The sequence below is a fragment of the Bradyrhizobium cenepequi genome (genome assembly GCF_020329485.1).
GTDB classification, from domain to species: domain Bacteria; phylum Pseudomonadota; class Alphaproteobacteria; order Rhizobiales; family Xanthobacteraceae; genus Bradyrhizobium; species Bradyrhizobium cenepequi.
In genome coordinates, this window is the sequence record NZ_JAGKJI010000025.1 from 1 (window position 1) to 17,319 (window position 17,319).

17 protein-coding genes and 3 pseudogenes are annotated in these 17,319 nt (G+C 61.7%); 12 read left to right on the forward strand and 8 right to left on the reverse strand.

Annotation, left to right across the window (positions count from 1 at the left end; translation table 11 throughout):
• The 6 genes and pseudogenes from J6497_RS24255 to J6497_RS24280 form a co-directional block, all read left to right on the forward strand.
• Window positions 1-2,098 (forward strand): annotated as a pseudogene (locus J6497_RS24255) (ISNCY family transposase); the annotation flags it as partial.
• A gap of 311 nt (window positions 2,099-2,409) precedes the next feature.
• On the forward strand, window positions 2,410-2,928 hold the full coding sequence (locus J6497_RS24260) for a hypothetical protein (RefSeq protein WP_225706802.1): 519 nt from the start codon (window positions 2,410-2,412) through the stop codon (window positions 2,926-2,928).
• A gap of 612 nt (window positions 2,929-3,540) precedes the next feature.
• Window positions 3,541-3,659: pseudogene (locus J6497_RS42055) on the forward strand (integrase core domain-containing protein); the annotation flags it as partial.
• A 218-nt stretch (window positions 3,660-3,877) separates the two neighbouring features.
• Window positions 3,878-4,699 carry a helix-turn-helix domain-containing protein gene (locus J6497_RS24270; RefSeq protein ID WP_225706803.1) on the forward strand — a complete coding sequence of 274 codons (822 nt, stop codon included), beginning with the start codon at window positions 3,878-3,880 and terminating at the stop codon, window positions 4,697-4,699.
• A gap of 59 nt (window positions 4,700-4,758) precedes the next feature.
• A complete protein-coding gene (locus J6497_RS24275; RefSeq protein WP_225706804.1) occupies window positions 4,759-5,424 on the forward strand; it encodes a DsbA family oxidoreductase in 666 nt (221 codons plus the stop codon).
• Between the two features lie 60 nt (window positions 5,425-5,484).
• The gene (locus tag J6497_RS24280) at window positions 5,485-6,123 is read left to right on the forward strand and encodes an NIPSNAP family protein (RefSeq protein WP_225706805.1); all 639 of its coding nucleotides are present in this window, start codon (window positions 5,485-5,487) and stop codon (window positions 6,121-6,123) included.
• A gap of 23 nt (window positions 6,124-6,146) precedes the next feature.
• Here J6497_RS24280 and J6497_RS24285 read toward each other — a convergent pair whose 3' ends face one another.
• The 3 genes from J6497_RS24285 to J6497_RS24295 form a co-directional block, all read right to left on the reverse strand.
• Window positions 6,147-7,370: a GNAT family N-acetyltransferase gene (locus J6497_RS24285; RefSeq protein ID WP_225706806.1), complete on the reverse strand. Its 1,224-nt coding sequence runs from the start codon at window positions 7,368-7,370 to the stop codon at window positions 6,147-6,149.
• 197 nt (window positions 7,371-7,567) lie between these two features.
• Window positions 7,568-7,900 carry a hypothetical protein gene (locus J6497_RS24290; protein WP_225706807.1) on the reverse strand — a complete coding sequence of 111 codons (333 nt, stop codon included), beginning with the start codon at window positions 7,898-7,900 and terminating at the stop codon, window positions 7,568-7,570.
• Between the two features lie 174 nt (window positions 7,901-8,074).
• Window positions 8,075-8,458, reverse strand: coding sequence for a hypothetical protein (locus J6497_RS24295; protein ID WP_225706808.1), 384 nt, complete (start codon window positions 8,456-8,458; stop codon window positions 8,075-8,077).
• A gap of 197 nt (window positions 8,459-8,655) precedes the next feature.
• On the opposite strand from J6497_RS24295, the gene J6497_RS24300 reads away from it, so the two are divergent.
• The 3 genes from J6497_RS24300 to J6497_RS24310 all read left to right on the forward strand — a co-directional run bounded on the left by J6497_RS24300 (window position 8,656) and on the right by J6497_RS24310 (window position 12,595).
• Entirely contained in the window at window positions 8,656-8,889 is a 234-nt protein-coding gene (locus tag J6497_RS24300) for a hypothetical protein (RefSeq protein WP_225706809.1), read from the forward strand.
• A gap of 168 nt (window positions 8,890-9,057) precedes the next feature.
• Window positions 9,058-10,515, forward strand: coding sequence for a caspase family protein (locus J6497_RS24305; protein ID WP_225706810.1), 1,458 nt, complete (start codon window positions 9,058-9,060; stop codon window positions 10,513-10,515).
• Window positions 10,516-10,582: 67 nt separating this feature from the next.
• Entirely contained in the window at window positions 10,583-12,595 is a 2,013-nt protein-coding gene (locus tag J6497_RS24310; protein WP_225706811.1) for a pyrroloquinoline quinone-dependent dehydrogenase, read from the forward strand.
• 14 nt (window positions 12,596-12,609) lie between these two features.
• On the opposite strand, the gene J6497_RS24315 is transcribed toward J6497_RS24310, so the two are convergent.
• Window positions 12,610-13,071 carry a PaaI family thioesterase gene (locus J6497_RS24315; RefSeq protein WP_225706812.1) on the reverse strand — a complete coding sequence of 154 codons (462 nt, stop codon included), beginning with the start codon at window positions 13,069-13,071 and terminating at the stop codon, window positions 12,610-12,612.
• Between the two features lie 192 nt (window positions 13,072-13,263).
• On the opposite strand from J6497_RS24315, the gene J6497_RS24320 reads away from it, so the two are divergent.
• The gene (locus J6497_RS24320; protein WP_225706813.1) at window positions 13,264-13,542 is read left to right on the forward strand and encodes a hypothetical protein; all 279 of its coding nucleotides are present in this window, start codon (window positions 13,264-13,266) and stop codon (window positions 13,540-13,542) included.
• Window positions 13,543-13,624: 82 nt separating this feature from the next.
• The gene (locus J6497_RS24325) at window positions 13,625-13,855 is read left to right on the forward strand and encodes a hypothetical protein (protein ID WP_225706814.1); all 231 of its coding nucleotides are present in this window, start codon (window positions 13,625-13,627) and stop codon (window positions 13,853-13,855) included.
• A 136-nt stretch (window positions 13,856-13,991) separates the two neighbouring features.
• Here J6497_RS24325 and J6497_RS24330 read toward each other — a convergent pair whose 3' ends face one another.
• The 4 genes and pseudogenes from J6497_RS24330 to J6497_RS24345 form a co-directional block, all read right to left on the reverse strand.
• Window positions 13,992-14,225, reverse strand: a complete 234-nt coding sequence (locus J6497_RS24330; RefSeq protein WP_225706815.1) for a DUF6894 family protein — start codon at window positions 14,223-14,225, stop codon at window positions 13,992-13,994.
• Between the two features lie 106 nt (window positions 14,226-14,331).
• Window positions 14,332-14,541 carry a hypothetical protein gene (locus J6497_RS24335; RefSeq protein WP_225706816.1) on the reverse strand — a complete coding sequence of 70 codons (210 nt, stop codon included), beginning with the start codon at window positions 14,539-14,541 and terminating at the stop codon, window positions 14,332-14,334.
• Window positions 14,542-15,887: 1,346 nt separating this feature from the next.
• A complete protein-coding gene (locus J6497_RS24340) occupies window positions 15,888-16,049 on the reverse strand; it encodes a hypothetical protein (protein ID WP_225706817.1) in 162 nt (53 codons plus the stop codon).
• A 65-nt stretch (window positions 16,050-16,114) separates the two neighbouring features.
• Window positions 16,115-16,660: pseudogene (locus J6497_RS24345) on the reverse strand (transposase); the annotation flags it as partial.
• 24 nt (window positions 16,661-16,684) lie between these two features.
• On the opposite strand from J6497_RS24345, the gene J6497_RS24350 reads away from it, so the two are divergent.
• Window positions 16,685-16,933 (forward strand): hypothetical protein, encoded by a 249-nt coding sequence (locus J6497_RS24350; RefSeq protein ID WP_225706819.1) that lies wholly within the window; start codon window positions 16,685-16,687, stop codon window positions 16,931-16,933.
• Window positions 16,934-17,319 lie beyond the last annotated feature (386 nt).

Consider the following 17,319-nt stretch of genomic DNA (forward strand, 5'->3'; position numbering starts at 1 on the left):
TGAGCGGCACGGCGCGATTGAAGCTTGGATCATCGATGACACTGGCTTTCCCAAAAAAGGCCGGCATTCGGTCGGCGTGGCGCGTCAATATTGCGGTCAACTTGGCAAGCAAGACAATTGCCAGGTGGCAGTTTCGCTGTCGATTGCCAATCACCATGCGAGCTTGCCGATCGCCTATCGTTTGTACTTGCCCCAGAGATGGGTCGAGGAGGAGGAACGTCGAGAGAAGGCCGGTGTGCCCAAGGATGTTGTCTTCAAGACCAAGCCCGAGATCGCGCTGGAGCAAATCCGATCGGCCTGTGAAGCCGACGTTGAGCGTGGCGTGGTACTGATGGATGCCGGATATGGCGCGGATACGACGCTGCGCAAGGAAGTGACGGCGTTGGAATTGCGCTATGTTGCGGGCATCTTGCCAAACACGTCCGTGTGGCCGCCCGGCATGGGACCGCTGCCGCCTAAGAACTGGTCGGGGAATGGGCGGCCGACGAAATTGATGCGGCGGGACGACAAGCACAAGCCTTGCTCGGTCAAGGAACTTGCTCTCGGTCTACCGAAACAGGCTTGGCGGAATGTCAAATGGCGCGAAGGCAGCGCTGACTTCTTGACCTCGCGCTTTGCGAGGCTCCGGGTCCGTCCCGCTCATCGCGATTACTAGCTGAGCGAGCCGCATGCCGAAGAATGGCTGTTGATCGAATGGCCCGATGTCAGTTTTGCTGATTGGGAGTTGGTGCGTCAGGGCCTGTGCCTTGAGCCGTTGCTACAGGCGATTTCCGATTTTCTTGACGAGCAGAAGGACATAATCGACCAGGTCCGCTGCGATCTGTCGCGGGGTTTGAAGAAGGCCGAGACGGGTCGCAGCGGCCTGACACCGCAACAGGTGCTGCGCTCGCTAGTTCTGATGCGCGTCAAGAACTGGAACTATCGCGAATTACGTGAGCGGATTGCCGACGGATGCACGCTGCGCCAGTTCACGGACTTCTATTGTCTGCCAGTGCCTCGACACGATGCGTTCCACCGCGGCTTCAATCGGCTCACGCCCGAGACGCTCAAGGCGATCAATGATGTGGTGGTGCAGGCGGCGGTCGAGCTCGGACTGGAAGACGGCCAAAAGCTGCGTGTCGACACCACGGTGGTGCAGACCGACATTCATCATCCGACCGACAACACGCTGTTGTGGGATGTCGTTCGCGTGGTCACGCGCCTGATCGGTCGCCTCGCCAAAGCGCTGGAGCGCCGGCGTATCAAGGGGTTCCGAGATCGAACGCGATCGGCGCGGCGGATGCAAGAGATCCAACGAATGACCACAAGGCAGCGCCAGGATCAGCAGACCGCGACATATCGTGAACTCATTGGCATTGCCGAGGACGTCATCGCAAGCGCACGAACGGCGCTCCGGCAAACCCGTAAAGCGCGCGGCAAAGATATGATCACCGATCTGGCCATCGCGGAGACGCGCAAAGAGATAGAGCACTTTTGTGGTCTTGGAGACCGTGTGACAGATCAGTCGCGCCGCCGTGTGCTTAACAGCGAGCAAGTCCCAACGGCCGAGAAGCTCTATTCGATCTTTGAGCCCCACACGGACCTCATCAAGCGCGGTAAGGTGCAGTCGCCGATCGAGGTCGGCCACAAGGTCTTCCTCGCCGAAAGCGCGCGCGGCTTGATCACGCAGTATGACGTGCTGGACGGAAATCCCATCGACGAACAGCATGTGGTTATCTCGCTGGTACGCCACAGGCAGACCTTCGGCGACGTCCCCGAATTGTACGGATCGGATCGCGGCTTCTTCAGCGAAAAGAACGTGATGTCGTGCAAGCAGGAAGGCGTCAAGGTGGTGTGCATCCCGCAGCGGGGCGGCACCAAGGCGCCCGAACGCGAAGCCTATGAGAAGAGCCGGGAGTTCAAGGACGGCCAGCGCTTTCGCGCCGGCATCGAGGGGCGCATCTCGGTATTGTTCCGCGGTCGTGGCATGAAGCGTTGTCTCGCCGAAGGTCGCGAGCGCTTCGAGCTATGGGTTGCAGCCGCCGTGCTCGCCAACAACCTCATGAAGGTCGCAGCCCTGCTGGCGGACCGATCGTCGCGCAGACGAAAAACCGCCTGACAATATCCCTTCAAGTCCCTCGCTTGCGGCGGAAATCTTATCCGCTGCACTTCAGTGCAATACTGCACCGTCTACCGAACCCCTCATGAAATCGCGACAAAACTCGCGTCAAAACACATGGCGAATGCTAACATCTATTGCTAATTCGACCCGGTTTTATTGAGGAAATGACGCCCTCAACACAAATGCAGGCGTTTCGCGACAGAAACTAGACTAGGCGTCACGTTCGCTTTAAATGCACCTACGGATCGCCAGACGCCATTTTGATCTTTTGCAAGAACCAAACTATATCGCCGCTCGGAGGATGTGCGATGTTCGGAAAGAAGCGGAAGAAAATGCTGCGGAAGCATGAGGCCCAGGAGGTTCAAGCCCGATTCGAGCGGAACGAGCGGGCCGGGAAGGACATTTACGCCCGGATCGCTGATTTGAAGAAGGTGCCGCGCGACAACTTGCCTGATGCGGTCTTTATGCTCTTCGTTGAGGCAAGACACCAAAGCGAGCTGATTCGCCAATCGATCAAAGACGGTACCCGCTATGACTTCAATTTCGTCGGGCTCGTCGACAGCGATCTTGCGACCTACCTCGCGGAGGAAGCGGCGCATGCGCTCCGAGATCACGTTACCAACCCGCAGACATTCTTGGAGGCGATGTCTGAGCAATTTCCCGATGTGCACTTCACGATCCAACAACAGGACGCCGTTTCAATGGTTGCTGCGATGATCCGTGTGCAGCGGCTGGAAGGCATCCTGGAAGGTTTGCGGCTTGCCGGCCTACTCAACAAAGCGCCAAACCGCCGTCGTGACAGCCCGCAGAAGGACGGGATGCTTTAGCAGGTCCACTTTCGAGGCGGCTTCTGGTATCGAAAGGCGCGCGAACAAGGTTACTTGAAAAAACTAGAGATGGTCGGAGTCCATACGCTGTTATCGATCAGACATGTGCGGATCGCCTGACTAGTTTCCAGCGAGTGCGAATGTGGTTCATGTAAATCAAATCCGCGAGCCCGACATCGCCTTATGTCAACTGATCCGGGCCGACTCGGCCTACACATTCTACTACGACGAGACAAACAACATCCGCTCGGGCTTCGCAGGCCTTCAGCGACTCGGGCTATTTCAGAACCAAGCTGTCATCGCAGCTCGTCCACGAGGCGATAAATTCGGTCGAAGTGAAGCTTGATCCTCAGTATCCGATGCTAAGCGAGGCGTATCTTAGTGATGAGGTGCGTTTACGGGTTGAGGTTTTGAAGCAATACACGTTCGAGAGCATGATCTATTCGTCTCGCGTCAATCACCTGAATTCCGTGGATACGAGGTGGTTCGTCGCTGGCATGACCGACCGTTACGCGACCGAATTCTATGGCCGTCTGCATTCGAATGCCGGTCACAGCATGTTCAAACCGGTTTGATCGGCGTGGCGCCACGCGAAGCCCCAGCTCGTCGCTGAGCTTCAATGGTCGGCTTCGGGATTGTTGAACGAGCCGCTGTTCGCGTCACTGGCCAGCATCACGCTCGGCTGTTGGCGGGCCGATTACAACGACGCACAACTACACTTGCACCGGGGCGAACACAGGACTGGATAAAACTTGGGGCAAGGTCAATGACCAATCGGCTCGCCAGGATTTTTTTATTGATGGTAGTTGACCTCGAGATGTTGGTATTTGTGTTGGTATCAGCCTGGGTTTGACCAAAGAAAATCAAGCGATTTCAGGTAGTTATGCGTCAAAATCCATTACCTCGGACGTAATGGAATGGGTGAAAGCCGCGTGATAGTTTTCCGGCCATGAACGCACATGCATCCACGGCGCGGGCCGAACCAATCAGGCCGATTCATGTCGGCGAGCACTTGCGCGAATGGCGGCAGCGCCGCCATCTGAGCCAGCTCGATCTTGCGATCGAGGCGGATATTTCGGCGCGCCATTTGAGTTTCGTGGAAACCGGCCGCGCCGCACCGTCGCGCGAGATGGTGTTGAAGCTGGCCGAACGGCTGGAGGTGCCCTTGCGTGAACGCAACGTCCTCTTGGTCGCCGCGGGCTTCGCGCCGGCCTTCCCGCAGCGATCGCTCGACGATCCCGCGCTGAAATCGGCGCGGCAAGCGATCGATCTGGTGTTGAAGGCGCATGAGCCGAACCCGGCGCTGGCCTATGACCGGCACTGGAATCTCGTCACTGCCAACCGCATGGTGGCGCCGCTGCTCGAAGGCATTCCGCAGCGCCTGCTGGGCCAGCCCTTCAACATCCTCAAGCTTGCCTTTCATCCCGAGGGATTGGCGGCGCGCACGATCAATCTCGCCGAATGGACCGGGCACCTTCTGGAGCGGCTGCACCGGCAATGCGAGGCGACGGCCGATCCGGAATTGCTGACGCTCTACCAGGACCTGAAGAGCTATCCGATCCCGGCGCGCTCGGGACCGCTGCCGCCGGACAATGTCGCGATCCCGCTCAAGCTGCGCCACGATGGCGGGGTGTTGAGCTTCTTCTCCACCACCATGGTGTTCGGCACACCGGTCGATATCACCTTGTCGGAACTGGCATTGGAAACCTTCTTCCCTGCCGATGAGGTGACCGCCGAGCGGCTGAAGCAGATGGCTGACGCCATGAAATAGCGGGTTGTCGGGTTTCTTCCCGGGCCTTATCTCTGCCTTTTCCAGCGGAGGAACGCCCCATGAGCACCCTGAAGCCGCTTCGCCTCGATATCGTCTCCGACGTCGTCTGCCCCTGGTGCTACATCGGCAAGCGGCGGATCGAGAATGCGCTCAAGCTGGTGCCGGACGTGCCGGTGGAAGTGCACTGGCGGCCGTTCTTCCTCAATGCCTGGGTGCCGCGCGAGGGCATCAGCCGCGACGAATATCTGACCGCGAAGTTCGGCTCGGTCGAGGCCTACAAGGGCATCGCCGGGCGTGTCGTCTCGGCTGCGGGCGAGGAGGGGCTGACCTACCGTCCGGATCTCGTGAAGCGCCAGCCCAACACCATCGATTGCCATCGCCTGATCCACTGGGCGGAAGCGAGCGGCAAGGCCGCCGAGATGAAGCAGCGGCTAATGGAGCTCTACTTCCGCGACGGCGGTGATCTCACCGACATCGACGTGCTGGTGCAGGCCGCGGCCGATATTGGGCTCGATGCCGACAACGTGCGCAAGCGTCTTGCGACCGATGAGGATGTCGCGCTGATCTCGTCGCAGGCGCAGGAGGCGTCGGACAAAGGCATTTCCGGCGTGCCGACCTTCGTGTTCGCGCAGAAATACGCGGTCTCCGGCGCACAGCCCGCCGAACAGCTCGCCCGCGCCATCCGCCAAATGTCGGCTGAAATCAACGCCGAGGCGGCAGAGTAACGCTGCGCTTCACCCGGGCTAGGGCCGAAAAAAACGATCAAAGAAAATTGGGAGAACGTCATGCTCTATGAGCTCCGGACCTACACGGTGAAGCCCGGGACCATCGGCGAGATGGTCAAAGCCGCAAGTACCGTGTCGCGCGACATCCGGAAGGACGACTACGGCAAGCTCGAAGGCTATTGGATGACCGAGATCGGTCCGCTCAATCAGGTCATGCACCTGTGGAGCTATAAGGATTTCGACGAGCGGAGCAGGCTACGCGGCGAGCTCGCCAGGAATCCGCGCTGGACCGGCGAGTATGTTCCGCTGATCCGTCCACTGATCCAGCGTCAGGATATCCGCCTGCTCAACGCGGTGAAGCCACCGGCTGCTCCGGCATCGACCGGCAATATCTACGAATTCCGCAATTATCGCGCCAAGCCCGGCGGCGCGGCTAAACAATGGCTCGAAGCGCTCGCCGAGGCGCTCCCGGCGCGCGAGAAATACTCCAAGATCGTCGGCCTCTGGCAGACCGAGGCAGGTCAGCCGAACGAAGTTTGCCACATCTGGGCTTATCCCAGCCTCAATGCGCGCATTGAAGCCCGCGCAAACGCGCTGAAAGATCCGGCGTGGCAGGACTTCCTCCGCAAAGGCAGCCCACTGCTCGACGAGATGCACTCGACCATCATGCTGCCCGCGCCTCACTCGCCGTTGCAGTGAGGACGACTGCCTAACGACGATGTTTAGGGGGACTTGCCGCGGCTTCTGATGAACCGAACAGCACCACGTGCGGCCTCCTCTGCAAGGCGGTGCACGGCCAGGGCGGTGTGGATCATTGGCACCAGCGGATCGTATCGCCGCAGCGGGATCAGCACGTCCCCGATGGCAAAGCGTCCGCGCCAGATCGGGTTGATCATGGGATGGTCAGGCGCTGCGGTTGAATCCGCCGAGCGGATCGCCGGATCGCTGCAGAGGTGGCGTGTCAGATCGAGCGTGAGCTGCACCCCCGGCGAATATTTGGCAAAGCGTTCGTCGATGCCGAGCTTGAAATAGAACGCGCGGTCCTGATGGCGCAGCAGGATCGCGGCTGCGACTGGTCCATCGCCCGCGCGAAGCGTCACGATCTCGCATTGGCCGGTTTCGGCAAGCGCCGCCGTGGCGCGGCGGATGAAGGCGGCATCGCCCACGTGCTGGGCGAGCGCCGTGCCGCGCTTGCCTTTCCAGCCACTGGCTTCGAGAACGAGGAACGTCTCGAGCGCGGCTGCGACTTCAGCGGGCGTGCGCGCCACCTCGAAGCGGACAGTGCCATTCTCGGCAAGACGATGACGCAGCCGGCGCAACTCCTTCAGCTTCTTGGCTCCGAGCGCCTCGAGCAGCAGCTCGTCGGCATTGCGCGTCGCGTCGAGACAGGCGCGGAGATATGACTGCATCAGCCGGGGACGCATGCCGTTCAGCCGCAGCACTTCGGTGAAGGCCCGCATCGCCTTGCCGTCCAGCGACATGTCGCGCAGGACCAGCGCATGCGCGCCGGCCTTGCCCGCTTCCAGCATCAGCCGCTCCGCTGCCGCTTCTGCGAGGTCGCAATCGAGCGGTGGCGTGCACAGTGTGCCATAGGGCTGTGCGGTCACCAGTGCGGGCAGGGGAATCTTATAGGCGCGCCACAGTGAGACGACCGGCAGCAGGCCGATCATCCGCGCCGGGCCGTCATAGGCGAGCGGAGCATCGCTGAAGGCGCTGAGCGCCAACGCGCCCATGCGGCCGCGCGCGGAGGCGCTCACCGCCAACGCCCACTCCGGCAGGTAATAGGCGTTTGGCTCGACAACGTGCTCGGCGAGCGCGCGCCATTGGCCCGCGGGAATATCGGCGAGCGGCAGTAGCGCGGAACTGCCCTTCGCCGGCGCATGCGTGGGCGTGGCATCGTCCGTCGATGCGCGATGGACAACCGTTTTATCGGCGATCTCGGCCACTTTCCCCGCTTCCCCGCGCGCGAGCGATGGAGGGACTATCGACGTCGCCTCATAATCGCACCTGGCCGGGAGGCTAGCGGAAGAAATGCAAAATAGGGTTGGTTTGGCGCGGCAATTCGAATGGTAATCTTAACGGGCTGTTCAGCAAAAGAGAGCCGCCGAAGCGAGTTCGGCGGCTCCCTTTGTCTTGTCAGTGTTTAGTAACGATCAACGCCGATTCCCACGGTGCCGCCGGGCGTACGAATGCCGACGCCCGCACGCGGGCCGTCATCGTAGTAGTCGCGGTCGCGATACTCGCGGCGCTCAATGTAACGTTCGCGCGGCGCATAGTTGTAGGAATCGCGGATGATCACACGCTTGCCGCCGCGGGTACGATAGCAGCGCCCGTCATCGTCACACACCATGCGCACCGGCTGCACGAGTTCTGGATTGCTGTACTCGGTGGTGCTGTAGATATCGGTCGCCTTGGCCGCGCTGCCGACAGACAACGCGCCGACGCCGGCCAGCAAAGCGATTGCAAATGTCTTCATGGTTCCGCCTCCGCATAATTTACCCTTGCGGCTGACAAAGCCGCGCGGAGGGTTTCGTTCCGAAAGATTTGGGCGCGGCCGATGGGTTCCATCGTGCAGGCCGGACGTGCCGGCTCGAGAACGGCATCCTTTGTCGCGCTGAACTGGAACAGTTCCGTGATTGGGGAACAGAGATCAGATCGGCTCGTAATTTTCTGTCGCGCAAGTATCCTCGCCTTCGGCGCGGCGGCGGTCGGAAATCACGCCGTCATCGATGAAGATGCGATAGGTCTGGGTGCCCAGCGGCTGGCCCATCACCGATGTCAGTTCAGCACGCACGCAGGCGGTCCATCCCGGTCCGCGCGGATCGTGCAGCGGTTGCGAGACCCGGACATTGGCGGGACGTGAGGTCGATACGAACACAGCGTCCAGTTTTTCGCCGACCAGCCGCTTGATGTCGGGCGGTGCTTCAGGCGGCGGTGGCTCGGCCTCCTTGGCGCGCAAGAACGCCGGCATCGGCAGCGGTGAGCGGCTGTCCACGAAGCCGCAACCGGCCAGCGTCGCCGCCAAGCCTATCATCAATGTAATCCGAGCGCCGTCCCACCCCATTCGATGTACTTACCCTGCGCAAATAGACTTGGCTGCCCCCCGGCGGCGAGTTATCCATCAACTGTTGCTGAAATTGACGCGGACGCACGCTGTGGTGCCGCTTTCCAGTATGAAGATACCGGGGCGGAGTGGCAGGTCGGAGAGAGTAACAACAGAGAGTAACAACCATGCGCAAGTTCATGGTCGCCGCGGCGGTGTTGGCGCTGATGGCGGCTCCGGCCTATGCCCAGATGGGCGGCAAGCGGCATCACGGCGACGCAACGGGGAGTAAGCAGGACAGCAAGCCGAAGGTCGACGAGAAGGCCTACAAGGCCGCGCTCGAACGTATCCCCGAGCCCAAGGAGAAATACGATCCCTGGGGCGTGGCGCGGCCAACTGAGACTGCGAAGAAGTCGAAGTGATCTGACGGCAATCCGTCGTCGAAGGGCGGCGCGATGTTGATGGGGGCGTGCGACACATCGCCCTCAACGCGCAAGCCTTCAGATGTTGCGATCGGTCGGCGAGGTTGAACCTTGCCGCGAAAGTTGACGACCAATCCGGCAAGCCATCGCATTGCCGGAGGTCACCCGATGCCGCGCCGCTCGCTCGCCAGACTGCTTGTGTCCGCTGCCGTGCTGCTCGGCGCCTATCCCGCGATGGCCGAGAACCGGCTGGCGCTGGTGATCGGACAATCCGCCTACAAGTCAGTGCCGGTACTGCCCAACCCGGCCAATGACGCCAAGGCGATGACGCAGCTTCTCACCGATTCGGGCTTCCAGGTCGTAACGGCTTCCGACCTCTCGCAGAATGAATTGCGGGCCAAGGTCAGCGAATTTACCGGCGAGGTGGCAGCAAAGGGCGCCGACACGGTGGCGCTGGTGTTCTATGCCGGGCACGGCCTGCAGGTCGATGGTGAGAATTTCCTCGTCCCGACCGACGTCGATCCGAAGCGCGAGGCCGACATTCCGATCCAGGCGGTACGCCTCAATGATGTCCTGAACACGCTGAATTCGGTGCCGAGCAAGATGCGCATCCTTCTGCTCGACGCCTGCCGCAACAACCCGTTTCCGCAGCTCAAGAGCACCGGCCATGGGCTTGCGATTGTCGACGCCAAGACCGGCGCGCCCGGCACCTTCCTGTCGTTCTCGACCTCGCCCGGCGCGGAGGCCGAAGACGGCGACGGCAGCAACAGTCCCTACACGACGGCGCTGCTCGCCGCGGCGAAGGACCCGGCGCCGATCGAGGAGACTTTGAAGCGCGTCCGCGTCGCCGTGAACAAGGCGACCGATGGCCGCCAGACGCCGTGGGACAGTTCGTCACTGACTGAGGACTTCCGTTTCGTGGCTGATGCCGCCGGCACCAACGCGGCTGCGCCAAAACTCGCATCGACCAAGCGCACCGTCGAGCAATGGAAGCGCGAGTTGCAGGGCAAGCCGGTCCAGACCGCCAATGAGATCATCGTCGCCGACGGGACCGACGAGGCCTATGAAGCCTTTGCTGCGCTCTATGCCTCGACGCCACGCGGCCTGCAGGCGCGCGACTGGCTCGATCGCCATCGCCGCATGGTGGCCTGGAACAACGCCGTCACTACCAACATCGCGGCGGGCTATCGCGCGTTTCTCGCGCGATATCCGGGCAGCGATCTTGCCGCGACGGCGCGCAAGCTGGAGGAGCGGCTGCGCAACCGTCCAAGCGCAGCATTGGCACTGGCCGCGCCCGTCAGCATGCCCGCGACCAACGCGGCGCTGACCTGTCCCTGCAACGCGCCGTCGCAACCGGCGCCGATCAAGCGGGTCGATACGCCTGCCAGGAAGCGCGCCGAGCCGGCGCCGCCCAAACGTGCCAGCACGCCGCCGCGGCGCCGCTTCGTCGAGGAGGAGGACGTCGTGGTCGTACGCCGTCCACCGCCGCGGGTTGTCTACGAACCAGCCGGACCACCGGCCTCGATCGGGATCGGCATCGGCGGCGGCTACGGTCGACCCGCCGGCTACGGCGGCTATGGCGGGCGCGGTAGCGATGGCTGGACCGGTCGCAGGAGTGGATACTGAATCGGTAATGGCGTAATTCATCCGAGGAAGATGCAGCCGTCGATGACCACATCTTCAGCGGGACGCCATGCGCCATCTGCTCCGCCTGCTTGCCGTGTTGTGTCTCGCAACGCCAGCCCTCGCATGGGAGCATTGGGGCGGCGATCGTGGCGGATCGCGTTTCTCGCCGCTCAAAGAGATCACGCCTGACAATGTCGCCAACCTGATCCGCGCCTGGGAATTCCGGACCGGTGATCTCGACCGGCGCGCGCCGGAGGTGATGCGGCGCACGAAATTCCAGGCAACGCCGCTGTTCGTCGAGGACAGCCTGGTGTTCTGCTCGCCGTTCAACGAGGTGATCGCGCTCGATCCCGGGACCGGGACACAGAAGTGGCGCTTCGATCCTGACATCGGCACCCGCCAGCGTCCCGCCAACCGTTATGTCTGCCGCGGCGTCGCCTATTGGATCGACGACCGCGCGCCGGTCGGCGCTGTCTGCCGATCGCGGATCTTCATGGGCACCAACGATGCCCGTCTGATCGCGCTCGATGCGAAGAGCGGGATTCCCTGCGCCGATTTCGGCAATGGCGGCGAGGTCAGGCTCGATATCGGCATGACACTGGAATGGCCCGGGGAGTTTCAGGTGACCTCGCCGCCGGTGGTCGGCCGCGGCGTGGTCGTGGTCGGCTCCGCGATCGGCGACAACCGCCGTGTCGATGCACCGCGTGGCGTGGTGCGCGCCTTCGATGCGCGCAGCGGAGCGCCGCGCTGGAATTTTGATCCGCTGCGACATGACGGCATCGAGGCAGGCCACGCCAATGTCTGGGCGCCGATGTCGGTGGATGAAGCGCGCGGCCTGGTGTTCCTGCCGACGTCGTCGCCGAGCCCGGATTTCTGGGGCGGCAAGCGCCCCGGCAATAATGAGCACGCCAACTCCGTCGTCGCCTTGCGCATCGAGACGGGTGAACTGGTGTGGTCGTTCCAGACCGTGCATCACGATCTCTGGGATTACGACCTGCCGGCCCAGCCGACGCTGATACGGATCGATGTCAGCGAAGCCATGCGCGATGTGGTGATCCAGCCGACCAAGCAGGGTTTTGTCTTCGTGCTCGACCGCAATTCCGGCAAGCCGGTGTGGCCGGTCGAGGAGCGCGCGGTGCCGCAAGGCGCGGCGGACGGCGAGAGGCCTTCACCGACGCAGCCATTCCCGACCCATGTGCCGACGCTGGTGCCGCAGAAGATCTCGGCCGACGACGCCTTCGATCTGTTCCCACTCGTCGGCCGCTCCGCCTGCAAGGAGCAATTCGCAGCCGCGCGCAGCGAGGGCCTCTACACGCCGCCATCGACGCAAGGAACGCTGCTGTTTCCGTTCACCGGCGGCGGCGTGAACTGGGGCGGCGTCGCGTTCGATCCGGTCCATCAGATCCTCTACGCCAATGTCAGCCGCGCCGTGCACCTGGTGAAGCTGATCCCGCGCGAGCAGGCGGCCGGCTTCAGTCCGCCGCCGGGCCATGATTTCGGCCGGCAGGACGGCGCGCCTTTTGCGATGTCGCGCGCGATGGTGACGTCGCCGCTCGGGCCGTTTTGCAACAAGCCGCCCTGGGGCGAGATGGTCGCGGTCGATCTGAGGGCCGGCAAGGTCCTCTGGCGTTCGACAGTCGGCACGACGGAGGATCTCGCGCCGCTCGGTATCGCCTTCCATTGGGGCACGCCGCTTCTGAGTGGCGTGGTGGTCACCGCGGGTGGGATAGTCTTCACCGGCGCGATGGATGCTTATCTGCGCGCCTTCGATGCCAGAACCGGCCGGGAGCTGTGGCAGGGCCGGCTGCCGGTGCCGGGCGTCGCCAATCCCATGACCTATCTGTGGAAAGGCGAGCAATATGTCGTGATCGGCGCCGGCGGCCATTCGGAAGCGGGCACGACGATCGGCGACAGCGTGGTGGCTTTCCGCTTGCCGCGGCAGGGCGAAGCGCCTTCGCTGTGGTCGCGTACGATCGACCGGCCGGGCGGACGCTCCTTTGGCGGTGTGATTTCCGCAGCGCTTGTTCTTGCAGTGCTGGTGGTTGTGCTGTGGCGCTGGCGCCGAAGCAATGCTCGCTGAACACTGCTGAGCCGTCACAGCATCGCAAAGGCGCTCGAGACCATCGCCACCGGCTTGTTGTCGGTGGCGGAGACCAGCGTGACGCGGCCGAAGCTCATGGTGCGGCCGAGGCGGACGATGCGCGCATCCGCCAGCACGTCGGCGGCGCTCACCGCGCGCATGAAATGCGTGGTCTGATCGACGGTGGTCATCGGCCGATAGCTGCGGTTGGCGGCGAGGTTGGCGATGACCATCGACGTATCCGCGAACGCCATCAGCGCCTGGCCGCAGACGCCGCCGCCATGGCGGCACAGCCGTTCCGAGAACGGCATGCGCAGTATTGCACCGGGCTGCCAATCGGCGCCGGCCTCGCGCGGCGGCGCAACATCAAAGCCCTCGATCGAGAGATTGAGATCGAGCACCCAAGGCGCAAATACCTCGCCGAGCAGGCGCCGCGCATCCTCGATGCCGAATTCCGTGACCTCTTGTTGCTGCATGAGCGCGCTTTCCTCTCCCTAGCGATGATTGCGATGCATTCTAGAGGGCATTACGGGGAAGGGAACAGCAAGCGGCGGCTTGAAATTGCCAGACTTTTGATGCCCGATCATGTCTGGGGCCTGCTTGGCGGCGCGGCTTGGGGGATGGTATACGCCAAGACAAATCCCAGGGGAGTAGTAAGGGAGCATCTCATGAGAATTCTGAGCGCCATCGCCGTCGTGGCGATGCTGGCAACGCCGGCCTACGCGCAAATATCGACCCCACATATCAACCTGCTTGCCGATGGGCCGACGAAGACGCCGGACGAGCTCGAGCAGGATGCGATCAGGGACAAGGCGTACAAGGAATCGCTGAGGAAGATTCCGAACGCCAAGACGTCATCCGATCCATGGGGTACCGTGCGGAGCGAGCCCCCCAAGGCCGCTACTCCGGCCAAGCCGAAGACCAAGACCGGCAGCGCGCAGCAGTAGCGCCGGCTTTGAGGCGGGGACTCGGATTGGTCTCCGCTCTCCCTATATTTGGGCCTGTCGTCACCTCGTTTGGAATTGCGACATGGCCTTGCGTCCGCGTGATCTTGCGAGCCGAATGGCCGCCCGGCGAAGGCGGGGCGACGGCTTCCTGCGCGAGACCTTCACCCTGCCGCGCGACGAGGCGCGGCTGAAGGCGCGCGACTTCCTGAACCGGTATCCCAAGGCCGCCTATATGAGTTCAGTGGAAAGCTGGCGTGAATTGCCCGGCGACAGGATCGAATTCACGATGCGGCGCCTTGCCAGCGCCGATTGAGGAGCCGGCTCCAAAGCCGCAAACGGCGTCGATCTAGAGCGTTTTCGAGCGAAGTGGATACCGGTTCGCGTGAAGAAAACGCGTCAAAACAAGAGTCTAGAGCTTTGGTTCTGATTCAATCAGAACCGAAAATGCTCTACTCCAGCGTTTTCGCAACCAGTCGAATCCGGAAGATCGGGCGCTTGGTCCCGTCCAGCAGTTCGATCTGCCACTCAGCGTTTTCCTGAAGATGACGCGATACGCCGCCGATCATGTCGGCGCAGACGCGAGTCATCTCCTTCCAGGCCGCGTCGCGGCCAGGAAACTCCGCACCGTCATTGCAGATGCCGGTGCCGTCGGCAGTGCGGATGCGAAAGAAGAACAGTGGCATGAGATGGCACCGGCGCATCAAGGCCGCCGACGGGCAACCCACTGGGAGCGTGAAGTGGAATCCCTGGCGGGGGAAAGATCAATCCCGGTTGTTTACGGGAGTGCTGTCAGCGCAATGGTGAGTCCTCAGTGCCGCTTGCTTCACGGCTGGCCTTCTTCAACTCGCGGTCGATGCGTAGCTGGACCCGTCGGATCGCCAGCAACTGAAGCTTCGCCTCGGTCTTGCCGGTCTTGATCGTGTCGCCGATCTGAAAGCGCCACTTCCAGACACTGGGGGCGGACGGTGTGATGGTGTATTCGACGCCCTTATGGATCATCTGCAGGCTCCACGCACGTCCGGCGACATTCCAGGCCGAACGAACGCTTGCGCCACATTGCAATCCGCCGACGGGCAGCTGCCGCCTCGCGCGATCCGATCGCCCGGTCCCCGCATTCACAGCCCTATCAATTGCTGTCCCGGAGCTTAACGCAAGTTAACATTGATCCAATCCGGGGCCGTTCCGGCGGACTGCATATTTTCCCCAAAGTCTGGTCAGGCCCCACTCAACGCGCCATTCGAACGAAAGCGCGAGTTGCCGTGGCAGATTCTTGGACGAGCGCGCTGCGTCTGCGCGCGACGGGGAACCTGTCGTCCCGAGGAGAGTAGCCAGCCGAATACCGTCGAATTCTGGCGTTGCGATCCGCAAGGTGTGGAACGATACCGTCAGGCAGCCGGCGCATCGAAAAGCCCTGCATTGTCGAGGGGATGCACCAAACCGCGAACATTTTGACGGAACTTTGTTCTTGTCCGGAGAACTACGGCACCCGTGAGGCGCGATCGGTATGTAGGCACCTAAGTGCTCACCATTTGGGATCTCAGATTGTAGATCGTCGCTGCCGTCACGGCGAAGCAATCGTCGCTGATCAATGGAGACTGCAGTTCTGCGCGGGCCTTTGCATCACTGCTTGCGGGCGGCGGCAATCGGATGAGGACGGACAGACGATTGGCTGCGTGCGCATCGATGTGAAGCGCATACCTTTCGCAAAGCACGGCACGAGAGTCTTGCGAGGGGCCTTGATCGACCGCCGGGCGTCGACGATTACCAATTCTTCCCGATGTCGGCGGCATCTCGGGATGACTCGGCACTCCTGTTGCAACTGCCATTGCTCGCGTAGGCGGCCAGTCGATCATATTCTTCCGCGATCCTAAGCAGTCTCTCGCGTGAACTACGGTACGCAAGCGACTCGGCTTTGGCGCGCGCCAACGTGCATTGAGGAACTTCGTTCTCGATCGGAGAACTACGGATCGTCGTGCCCTGCTTCCACAGCGCGCCATTAACGGGTACTGGCCGAAATAGGCCACTCGCCCAATCGAAACCGGCCACTGTGAAATTTACCAACCGTTAACCATAACCCGGCGAGATTCAGCCATGGCAGACAGCCCGCAACTTGTTCTAATTGCAATGGGTCGATAGCGGCCAGCCGGTGCCGGGTTGGCAATGGCTCGACGGTCTGGAACCGCGCAAAGCTCTGAAATACGTATCCGTCGGGTTTCTCGTACAGGATGACGAGGCAACAAAGGTTCTCGCGCCGAACTTGGGTGCAACTTGCGGTGATGATGATTGGGATCAGGCGTCGGAACTTATGACGATCCCGACAGCCGCCGTTACTAAGATCGAGCGACTTACTTCTTGCGCGACGGCGGCGGAGACTTCCGGTCTGGCCGCTGCGTGAGGGCGGAAGCCCCGAGCGACTTGATTTCCTTGTTCGACAACGAACCCGGCGAGCGCATTGCCTTTGACGCCAGCGATCCAGCGCCCTTACCGGTCTTCTCGTTCTTATCCATGGGTGATGCCCTTTCATGGCATGAGTTGCGAATCGGTTGATCCGCAACCCACTGTACCATGGCGGCTAGGCCCTCCTGCCCGTAATTACCGTAAATTTCCGGCGCCGATCCGGAGGCGTCTCAGTCGGGCCCATAGACAGCGCGGCGTCCACAAGCTGCCCGATACTCCAAGCGCGATCCGCCACGCCCAGCGCCTTGGCTGGCGTCGTGCGCAGGGCTTCATGGGCGCGGCAAAGATTGTAGTGAGCGACATACAGCGCGACGGCTGCAATGTGGTTATCCAGCTTCTTTGAGAAGCCATTGGTTAGGCGGGTGAAGCGACGGCTGCCCATGCGGAGCGAAAGGTTCTGCCGTTCAACGTAGCTGGTCGAAACGTACTGCTCCGGATCGCCGCTTACTACGTCACGGCTTATAGCTACTACGGCGGCCGGCGAGTACCGGCCCTGCGCTTCCTTTACAAGGTAGGTTACGCTGTAGGTCTTTACGATGACGCCAGGCGAGGGGCTGTCGCCGAATGCGTCGCGGATCGCCAAGCGGTAGGGGTGAAAGCCGTTCGTTGAAATCTCGGGCTGGCCGATGACGCGGCTGCGGAGATCGTGCAGGAAATCCAATCCACGCCCGACCGCGCGTCTCGAATGTACATTGAGCGCGCCCTCGATATTGCCGAACGCTACAGCGGTCTGTTTAATCACGCTAACCCCGCTGACTCTTTTGTCATCACCGATGACTTTGTGTCGGCAGGCCGAATTAGCGGCGCGAAGAGCGTTCCCATCTCACGGCTTAAAATCGGCAGCTTCCACATGGTGGAGGGCAAGCGGTTGCAGGTGAACTCTTCTGCCGAGCGTTATCAGCGGGAGCTTGCGTACTTGCTCAGCATCATCTGACATGAAAGAGGCCGCCAACTGAGGCGGCCTTAACCCATGTTAGGAACTCCGTTTACGACCGGAGAACTACGGGCCAATTGAGGCGGCCTTAGAGCATCGCGAGCAAGATGCCGAAACAGGCAATCAGTGTCGCGGTGCTTAATGACACCAAGACAAGAGCCTCTTCCTTGTGCTTGTCCAGATTCCGTTCCATCCGGGTCTACGCAGAGCGGGCGGCTTAGTTCAAATTAGGCCACTCCCAATTTCAAACTAGGCCACCAAGCCCGGAACAGGCCAGTACCCATTAACGAAAAAGAACATATTGCGAACATGGAACAAAGATGGTACAGAATTTTCCAACGCAATAAACCATCGAATCCTCATCGACCCCGTTTGTCCCGCTAGCG